Source organism: Kitasatospora sp. NPDC024654 (genome assembly GCF_055559155.1).
Genome location: NZ_JBVHLF010000052.1, coordinates 44,886 through 54,932 on the forward strand (window position 1 = coordinate 44,886; position 10,047 = coordinate 54,932).

At 68.0% G+C, this 10,047-nt stretch carries 4 protein-coding genes; 3 read left to right on the forward strand and 1 reads right to left on the reverse strand.

Annotation, left to right across the window (positions count from 1 at the left end):
• Positions 1-840 precede the first annotated feature (840 nt).
• Positions 841-4,317: a DNA-directed RNA polymerase subunit beta gene (gene rpoB / locus ACZ38L_RS26510; RefSeq protein WP_465697823.1), complete on the forward strand. Its 3,477-nt coding sequence runs from the start codon at positions 841-843 to the stop codon at positions 4,315-4,317.
• Positions 4,318-4,414: 97 nt separating this feature from the next.
• Positions 4,415-8,308, forward strand: coding sequence for a DNA-directed RNA polymerase subunit beta' (locus tag ACZ38L_RS26515; RefSeq protein WP_465697825.1), 3,894 nt, complete (start codon positions 4,415-4,417; stop codon positions 8,306-8,308).
• Positions 8,309-8,373: 65 nt separating this feature from the next.
• Here ACZ38L_RS26515 and ACZ38L_RS26520 read toward each other — a convergent pair whose 3' ends face one another.
• Positions 8,374-9,492, reverse strand: coding sequence for a hypothetical protein (locus ACZ38L_RS26520; protein ID WP_465697827.1), 1,119 nt, complete (start codon positions 9,490-9,492; stop codon positions 8,374-8,376).
• A gap of 302 nt (positions 9,493-9,794) precedes the next feature.
• On the opposite strand from ACZ38L_RS26520, the gene ACZ38L_RS26525 reads away from it, so the two are divergent.
• On the forward strand, positions 9,795-9,977 hold the full coding sequence (locus tag ACZ38L_RS26525; protein ID WP_465697829.1) for a hypothetical protein: 183 nt from the start codon (positions 9,795-9,797) through the stop codon (positions 9,975-9,977).
• Positions 9,978-10,047 lie beyond the last annotated feature (70 nt).

Genomic DNA, 10,047 nt, shown 5'->3' on the forward strand with positions numbered 1-10,047 from the left:
TTGGGCGGGGTTGAGTTTGGATGGTTCCTCGCTCCCCCCCCCCCCCCCCCCCCCTCCCTCCCTCCCCCCCCCCTCCCCCCCCCCCCCCCCCCCCCCCCCCCCGCCCCCCCCCCCTCCCCCCCCCCCCCCCCCCCCCCCCCCCCCCCCCCCCCCGGCCTCCTCTGTTTCCCGGGTCCGCCGCGGTGGCCGAACGCCCGCTCGGCCACTGTCGGTCCGGACCGGTATGGTGATCGCTGTCGTCGCCACCAGGGTCCTCACCACGGCTTCCTGTAACGCCGTGGGCGCCCGGAGCGATGAACAGCGCGAGGTCCACGCTCCGGCTGGGCCTTGACGAACCGCACGCGGCGCGCGATTCTCAAGGCGCACGCCGACACCGCGGAGTCGGTCCGCCGTTAGTTTGGGTGGCCCCGGATGCATAACCGGGGGCCGGGCGGGAAATGACTCCACGTGAGTCGCGGTGCCGGCCTCAGGCGAGGTTGAGCACCGCTGCGGTGCGCAGTGGCAGGAACGCAGGGATCCGCCCGCGGACCGGCCCCGGGAGGGGTCAGGGCCGTCCGGGTGGCTACCGGAGGGAGTGTCCGATTCGGTCTCCGAATCTGGGCTGGACAGCAGTGTGCCGTTTGGCTACACTGTCCCTTTGCGCTGCCTGTTAGCTGCTCCGTGACTCGTCGCCCGGAGTGTGCGCTGCCCTGACGGGGTCTGGCATCGCCTCCGCAAAGCGGCTCTGACCTGGGATTCATCCCCCGGCTGAGACCCACGGCGACGGAGGCGGGACCGAGCCCGGCAAGGCCCGGCCGGTACGCGCGTAGTGAGCTCCGAGCCCTCGGAAGGACCCCCCTCTTGGCCGCGCCGCGCAACGCCTCGAACAATTCCGCCGCATCCACCGCCCCGCTCCGCGTCTCGTTCGCGAAGATCAAGGAGCCCCTTGAGGTCCCGAACCTCCTGGCCCTGCAGACCGAGAGCTTTGACTGGCTGCTCGGCAACGCGGCCTGGAAGTCCCGGGTCGAGGCGGCCCTGGAGAGTGGTCAGGACGTCCCCACCAAGTCCGGCCTCGAGGAGATCTTCGAAGAGATCTCCCCGATCGAGGACTTCTCCGGGTCGATGTCGCTGACCTTCCGCGACCACCGTTTCGAGCCGCCGAAGAACTCCATTGACGAGTGCAAGGACCGCGACTTCACGTACGCGGCTCCGCTCTTCGTCACGGCCGAGTTCACCAACAACGAGACCGGTGAGATCAAGTCTCAGACGGTCTTCATGGGCGACTTCCCGCTCATGACCCACAAGGGCACGTTCGTGATCAACGGCACCGAGCGTGTCGTCGTGTCGCAGCTCGTCCGCTCCCCGGGTGTGTACTTCGACTCCACCCTGGACAAGGTGTCCGACAAGGACATCTACTCCTGCAAGGTCATCCCCTCGCGTGGTGCCTGGCTGGAGATGGAGATCGACAAGCGCGACATGGTCGGCGTCCGCATCGACCGCAAGCGCAAGCAGTCCGTCACCGTGCTGCTCAAGGCGCTCGGCTGGACCAACGAGATGATTCTCGAGGAGTTCGGCGAGTACGAGTCGATGCGCGCCACCCTGGAGAAGGACCACACCCAGGGCCAGGACGACGCGCTGCTGGACATCTACCGCAAGCTGCGCCCGGGCGAGCCGCCTACGCGCGAGGCCGCGCAGACGCTGCTGGAGAACCTGTACTTCAACCCGAAGCGCTACGACCTGGCCAAGGTCGGCCGCTACAAGGTCAACCGCAAGCTCGGCAACAGCGAGTCGCTGGACTCCGGCGTGCTCACCGAGCCGGACATCATCAACTCGATCAAGTACCTGGTCAAGCTGCACGCCGGTGAGACCGAGTGGCAGGACGAGACCGGCCGCGACATCGTGGTCGAGGTCGACGACATCGACCACTTCGGCAACCGCCGCCTGCGCAACGTCGGCGAGCTCATCCAGAACCAGGTCCGTACGGGTCTCGCCCGTATGGAGCGCGTCGTGCGCGAGCGCATGACCACCCAGGACGTCGAGGCGATCACGCCGCAGACCCTGATCAACATCCGGCCGGTCGTCGCCTCCATCAAGGAGTTCTTCGGCACCAGCCAGCTGTCGCAGTTCATGGACCAGACGAACCCGCTGTCGGGCCTGACCCACAAGCGTCGTCTGTCGGCCCTCGGCCCCGGCGGTCTCTCCCGTGAGCGGGCCGGCTTCGAGGTCCGTGACGTGCACCCCTCGCACTACGGGCGCATGTGTCCGATCGAGACCCCCGAAGGCCCGAACATCGGTCTGATCGGGTCGCTGGCCTCGTACGGCCGGGTGAACGCCTTCGGCTTCATCGAGACCCCGTACCGCAAGGTCGTCGAGGGCATCGTCACCGAGCAGGTGGACTACCTGACCGCTGACGAGGAGGACCGCTACGTCATCGCGCAGGCCAACGCGCCGCTGACCGAGGACCTGCACTTCGCCGAGCCGCGCGTCCTGGTCCGCCGCCGTGGTGGCGAGATCGACTACATCCCCGGCACCGAGATCGACTACATGGACGTCTCGCCGCGCCAGATGGTGTCGGTCGCGACCGCCATGATCCCGTTCCTCGAGCACGACGACGCCAACCGCGCGCTCATGGGCTCGAACATGATGCGCCAGGCGGTGCCGCTGCTGAAGAGCGAGGCCCCGCTGGTCGGCACCGGCATGGAGTACCGCTGCGCGGTCGACGCCGCCGACGTGATCACCGCCGAGAAGGCCGGTGTGGTGCAGGAGGTCTCGGCCGACTACGTCACGGTGGCCAACGACGACGGCACGTACAACACGTACCGCGCCGCCAAGTTCACCCGCTCGAACCAGGGCACCTCCTTCAACCAGAAGGTGCTCGTGGACGAGGGCGCCCGGGTCGAGGCCGGTCAGGTGCTGGCCGACGGCCCGTGCACCGACGAGGGCGAGATGGCGCTGGGCAAGAACCTGCTCGTGGCGTTCATGTCGTGGGAGGGTCACAACTACGAGGACGCGATCATCCTGTCGCAGCGCCTCGTGCAGGACGACGTCCTCTCCTCGATCCACATCGAGGAGCACGAGGTCGACGCCCGTGACACCAAGCTCGGCCCCGAGGAGATCACCCGGGACATCCCGAACGTCTCCGAGGAGGTCCTCGCCGACCTCGACGAGCGCGGCATCATCCGGATCGGCGCGGACGTCGTCACCGGCGACATCCTGGTCGGCAAGGTCACCCCGAAGGGTGAGACCGAGCTGACCCCGGAGGAGCGCCTGCTCCGCGCGATCTTCGGTGAGAAGGCCCGTGAGGTCCGTGACACCTCGCTGAAGGTGCCGCACGGTGAGTCCGGCAAGGTCATCGGCGTGCGCGTCTTCGACCGCGAGGAGGGCGACGAGCTGCCCCCGGGCGTGAACCAGCTGGTCCGCGTCTACGTCGCGCAGAAGCGCAAGATCACCAACGGTGACAAGCTCGCCGGCCGCCACGGCAACAAGGGTGTCATCTCCAAGATCCTTCCGGTCGAGGACATGCCCTTCCTGGAGGACGGCACCCCGGTCGACATCATCCTCAACCCGCTGGGTGTCCCGTCCCGAATGAACCCGGGACAGGTCCTGGAGATCCACCTGGGCTGGCTCGCCAAGCAGGGCTGGGACGTCTCCGGCCTGGCCGACGAGTGGGCCCGCCGCCTCCAGGCGATCGGCGCCGACACGGTCGAGGGTGGCACCAACCTCGCCACCCCGGTCTTCGACGGCGCCCGTGAGGACGAGATCACCGGTCTGCTGGACAACACCACCCTCACCCGTGACGGTGAGCGCCTGGTGAACTCCACCGGTAAGGCCCGGCTGTTCGACGGCCGCTCCGGCGAGCCGTTCCCGATGCCGATCTCGGTCGGCTACATGTACATCCTCAAGCTGCACCACCTGGTCGACGACAAGCTGCACGCCCGTTCGACCGGCCCGTACTCGATGATCACCCAGCAGCCGCTCGGTGGTAAGGCGCAGTTCGGTGGTCAGCGCTTCGGTGAGATGGAGGTGTGGGCCCTCGAGGCGTACGGCGCGGCCTACGCGCTGCAGGAGCTGCTCACCATCAAGTCCGACGACGTCCTGGGCCGCGTGAAGGTCTACGAGGCGATCGTCAAGGGCGAGAACATCCCCGAGCCGGGCATTCCCGAGTCCTTCAAGGTGCTCATCAAGGAAATGCAGTCGCTCTGCCTCAACGTGGAGGTGCTGTCCTCGGACGGCTCCAACATCGAGCTCCGGGACTCCGACGAGGATGTCTTCCGTGCTGCCGAGGAGCTCGGCATTGACCTGTCCCGGCGCGAGCCGAGCAGCGTCGAAGAGGTCTGACGGAGGTTGGGCCGGTCACTCGCTGGCCGGCCCGCCCCCAGGCCCCCCTCAGACCACATGAACGACTCTCGACTTACGAAAGAGGGCTTGACGACCAGTGCTTGACGTCAACTTCTTCGACGAGCTCCGCATCGGCCTGGCCACGGCTGACGACATCCGCCAGTGGTCGCACGGCGAGGTCAAGAAGCCGGAGACCATCAACTACCGCACGCTGAAGCCGGAAAAGGACGGCCTTTTCTGCGAGAAGATCTTCGGTCCCACCCGGGACTGGGAGTGCTACTGCGGTAAGTACAAGCGCGTCCGCTTCAAGGGCATCATCTGTGAGCGCTGCGGCGTCGAGGTGACCCGCGCCAAGGTGCGTCGTGAGCGGATGGGCCACATCGAGCTGGCCGCCCCGGTCACGCACATCTGGTACTTCAAGGGTGTCCCGTCGCGTCTGGGCTACCTGCTCGACCTGGCGCCGAAGGACCTCGAGAAGGTCATCTACTTCGCCGCCTACATGATCACCTGGGTGGACGACGAGCGCCGTCAGCGCGACCTGCCGTCCCTGGAGGCGCACGTCTCGGTCGAGCGCCAGCAGATCGAGAACCGCCGTGACGCGGACCTCGAGGCCCGTGCCAAGAAGGCCGAGACCGACCTGGCCGAGCTGGAGGCCGAGGGCGCCAAGGCCGACGTGCGCCGCAAGGTGCGCGAGGGTGCCGAGCGTGAGATGAAGCAGCTGCGCGACCGCGCGCAGCGCGAGATCGACCGCCTCGACGAGGTCTGGGCCCGCTTCAAGAACCTCAAGGTCCAGGACCTCGAGGGCGACGAGCTGCTCTACCGCGAGCTGCGTGACCGCTTCAGCACGTACTTCTCCGGCTCGATGGGTGCCGCGGCCCTCAAGGACCGCCTGGAGACCTTCGACCTGGCCGAGGAGTCCGAGCGGCTCCGCGAGATCATCCGTACCGGCAAGGGCCAGAAGAAGACCCGGGCGCTCAAGCGCCTCAAGGTCGTCTCCGCCTTCCTGCAGACCACCAACAAGCCGAACGGCATGGTGCTGGACTGCGTCCCGGTGATCCCGCCGGACCTGCGTCCGATGGTGCAGCTGGACGGTGGCCGCTTCGCGACCTCCGACCTGAACGACCTGTACCGCCGCGTGATCAACCGCAACAACCGCCTGAAGCGGCTTCTCGACCTCGGCGCGCCCGAGATCATCGTGAACAACGAGAAGCGCATGCTCCAGGAGGCCGTCGACGCGCTCTTCGACAACGGCCGCCGCGGTCGCCCGGTCACGGGCCCCGGCAACCGTCCGCTGAAGTCGCTGTCCGACATGCTGAAGGGTAAGCAGGGTCGGTTCCGCCAGAACCTGCTCGGCAAGCGCGTCGACTACTCGGCCCGTTCGGTCATCGTCGTCGGCCCGCAGCTCAAGCTGCACCAGTGCGGTCTGCCCAAGGCCATGGCGCTGGAGCTCTTCAAGCCGTTCGTGATGAAGCGCCTGGTCGACCTGAACCACGCGCAGAACATCAAGTCGGCCAAGCGCATGGTCGAGCGCGCCCGCCCGGTGGTGTGGGACGTCCTCGAAGAGGTCATCGCCGAGCACCCGGTGCTGCTGAACCGTGCGCCCACCCTGCACCGCCTCGGCATCCAGGCCTTCGAGCCGCAGCTGGTCGAGGGCAAGGCCATCCAGATCCACCCGCTCGTCTGCACCGCGTTCAACGCGGACTTCGACGGTGACCAGATGGCCGTGCACCTGCCGCTCTCCGCGGAGGCGCAGGCCGAGGCCCGCATCCTGATGCTGTCCTCGAACAACATCCTCAAGCCGGCCGACGGCCGTCCGGTCACCATGCCGACCCAGGACATGGTGCTCGGTCTGTTCTTCCTGACCTCGGACCGCGAGAACGTGAAGGGCGCCGGCCGCTCCTTCTCGTCGACCGCCGAGGCGATCATGGCCTTCGACGCCCGCGAGCTGGACGTCCAGGCCCCGATCGACCTGCGTCTGCCGATCGGCACCGTGCCGCCCCGCGGCTGGACCCCGCCGGTGGACGAGGAGGGCCAGGCCACGTGGATGGAGGGCGAGTCCTTCCGCCTGAACACCACGCTGGGCCGCGCGCTCTTCAACGAGCTGCTGCCCGAGGACTACCCGTTCGTCGACTACGAGGTGGGCAAGAAGCAGCTCTCCGCGATCGTCAACGACCTGGCCGAGCGGTACCCGAAGGTCACCGTGGCGGCGACCCTGGACAACCTGAAGGCGGCCGGCTTCCACTGGTCGACCCGGTCCGGTGTCACCGTCTCGATCTCGGACGTCGTCGTGCCGCCGAGCAAGCCCCAGATCCTCGAGGGCTACGAGGCGCAGGCCGAGAAGGTCCAGAAGAACTACGAGCGCGGTCTGATGACCAACGACGAGCGCAAGCAGGAGCTCGTCAACATCTGGACCAAGGCGACCAACGAGGTCGCCGAGGCGATGAACGCGAACTTCCCGAAGACCAACCCCATCTTCATGATGGTCGACTCGGGTGCTCGTGGAAACATGATGCAGATGCGTCAGATCGCCGGTATGCGTGGTCTGGTGTCGAACGCCAAGAACGAGACGATTCCGCGTCCCATCAAGGCGTCCTTCCGTGAGGGCCTGTCCGTGCTGGAGTACTTCATCTCCACCCACGGTGCCCGTAAGGGTCTGGCCGACACCGCGCTGCGTACCGCCGACTCGGGTTACCTGACCCGTCGTCTGGTGGACGTCTCGCAGGACGTGATCATCCGCGAGGAGGACTGCGGCACCGAGCGCGGCCTCAAGCTGGCGATCGGCGCGGTCGGCGCGGACGGTGTGCTGCGCAAGGCCGACGACGTCGAGACCAGCGTCTACGCCCGGATGCTCGCCGAGGACATCTCGGTGGACGGCAAGCTCATCGCGACCGCCAACACCGACCTCGGTGACGTGCTGATCGACGAGCTGATCCGGCACGGCATCGGCGAGGTCAAGACCCGCTCGATCCTGACCTGCGAGTCGGCCGTCGGCACCTGCGCCATGTGCTACGGGCGTTCGCTGGCCACCGGCAAGCTGGTCGACATCGGTGAGGCGGTCGGCATCATCGCCGCCCAGTCCATCGGTGAGCCCGGTACCCAGCTGACCATGCGTACCTTCCACACCGGTGGTGTGGCCGGTGACGACATCACCCAGGGTCTGCCGCGTGTCGTCGAGCTCTTCGAGGCCCGTACCCCCAAGGGTGTGGCCCCGATCTCGGAGGCGCAGGGCCGGGTCCGGATCGAGGACACCGAGAAGACCCGCAAGATCGTCGTCACCCCCGACGACGGCACCGAGGAGATCGCCTACCCGGTCTCCAAGCGTGTGAAGCTGCTGGTCAGCGAGGGCGAGTCGGTGGAGGTCGGCCAGAAGCTGACCATGGGTGCCACCAACCCGCACGACGTCCTGCGGATCATGGGCCAGCGTGCCGTCCAGGTTCACCTGGTGGCCGAGGTCCAGAAGGTCTACAACTCGCAGGGTGTGTCGATCCACGACAAGCACATCGAGATCATCATCCGGCAGATGCTCCGCCGCGTGACGATCATCGAGTCGGGCGACGCCGAGCTGCTCCCGGGCGAGCTCGTCGAGCGCGGCCGCTTCGAGCAGGAGAACCGTCGCGTGGTGTCGGAAGGCGGCCACCCGGCCTCCGGCCGTCCGCAGCTGATGGGTATCACCAAGGCCTCGCTGGCCACCGAGTCCTGGCTGTCGGCCGCCTCCTTCCAGGAGACGACCCGGGTGCTCACCGACGCGGCGATCCACGCCAAGTCGGACCCGCTGCTGGGCCTCAAGGAGAACGTCATCCTCGGTAAGCTCATCCCGGCCGGTACGGGCCTGCCCCGCTACCGCAACATCCGGGTCGAGCCGACCGAGGAGGCCAAGGCCGCGATGTACTCGGCCGTCGGCTACGACGACTACGACCTGTCGCCCTTCGGCGCCGGCTCCGGCCAGGCGGTCCCGCTGGACGACTACGACTACGGCCCGTACACCGGCTGAGTCCATGGTTGACGCCGCAGGGCGGCCACCCCACCGGGGTGGCCGCCCTGCGGCGTTCCGCGGCCTCAGGCTTGAGTGCCGATGCCGGCGGCTGACTTCACCTCTGCGACGAACCCGCCGAGGACCGTGCTCCGGTGGTCGGCGGGCAGCGCCGCGAGGGTCTCCCTGGCCATGGTGAGACCCGTCTCGGTGTCCCCGGCCTTCACCACGGACAGCGCCCGGTGCACGCTCGTGTGAGCGGCGAACCGGCCGAGGCCGCCCGGACGGAGCCGGTCGGCGGTGTCCTGTTCCCGCTGCGACTGCTCCACGTCGCCGAGCCGGGCGTGGACGAGGGTCTTCGTGAGGCTGTGGCCCCACTCGGGCATGCCGAACACCGTGGCATGGTCGGGGGAGTCCACCAGAGGGAAGATCTCGTCCGCCTGCCGCAGAGCTCCCTCGGCCAGCACCGGCTCACCGAGCCGCGCGTAGCAGTGTGCCTTCGCCAGGTAGGCACAGAGGCGTCCCAGCGAAGGCCGCCCGGACAGTGCCAGGCCGGCGGTGGCGAGCGGCACCAGGCGGGACGGATCGGCGCCCTCGTAGGCCAGTGCGAGGGCACCCTGCCCGCGTTTCCATTCGCGGAGCCAGGTGTTGCCGGAGTGGTCCGCCGCCCTGACCGCCGTCCGGTACCAGCGCGCAGAGGCGGCGGGTCCGTCGAGCGAAGCCGAGGCCATGCCCATGATGACGGACAGGCGTGCGGCCGGCTCCCAAAGTCGTTGGAGGACTCGCAGGTTGCGTTGTAACAGCAGGAGGTCGCCGGCCAGTCGCGGCTCGACCACGCGGGCCGGGAGGCTCATGAAGTCGCGGCCGTAGTCGGAGGTCACGGCGTGCCACTCATCGACGGTGGCGGGCTCGCCGAGACTGTTGAGTAGCCGTTGTCGTGCGACTTCGCTCGCCGGGGAGGGATGGCCGACTGCTGCCGCCTCGAACACCTCCAGTGGCAGATCGAACACCGTGGCGATGTGGTGCAGCCAGAACGGGCCGACCGACCGCTTCGCGTTCTCCCACCGGCTGACCTCCTCGCGGGTCAGTGTGGACCGGCCCGACGCGTCACACAGGGCGGAGGCGAGTCGGCCCTGGGACCAACGCCGGCCCACCCGAGGTGACTTGATCGGGATGCCGATGTGCAGGGCGTTCGGTCTGGCCACTACTGCGGCCACTGGCAGGCGAACCGGGAGGAAGTACACCTGAAGGGTCAGCGATGGCCTGAACAGGGAGAGGCCGGCAGCCGTGTCAGCTGTTGTTCGCAGTGAGTCCGGAAACCGTCCCCGCTGCGGGGTCGTCCCGCTGGCGAAGCCGTATGGGCTGATCGAGTATGCGTGGGGAGTCGCCGACCGCTGGGAGCCTGGCAGGACCGTGACACATCCGGACGGCACGCCGCTGGTGTTCCACAGCTATGGTGCGGCCTCGGCCTGGACGGTGGCCCAGCATGAGGCGGCGGGGCCGGACCATGGCTGACGTCCACTGGGGGCCCAGGACGGGTGAGGTCGCGTACGACCGCGGTACCGGCGAGCTGCTGAAAGTCATGTCGGTGCACTCATTCGGCGTGTTCGTCCGGTCGCTCCGCGGCGGACGCGAACGCGTGGTCAAACTGGAGAACCTCAATCCGGTCATGTCCCCCTTCGTGGTGTAGCCGATCAATCAGCGGGCGCGTTGGTGGTGTTGGGTAGCGCGGGGGCGCTTTCTGGGAGTTTGGTGGGGTA

Coding starts and splice junctions, on each gene's coding strand:
- ACZ38L_RS26525 (WP_465697829.1), top strand. CDS start 9,795: ATGGCTGACGTCCACTGGGGGCCCAGGACGGGTGAGGTCGCGTACGAC.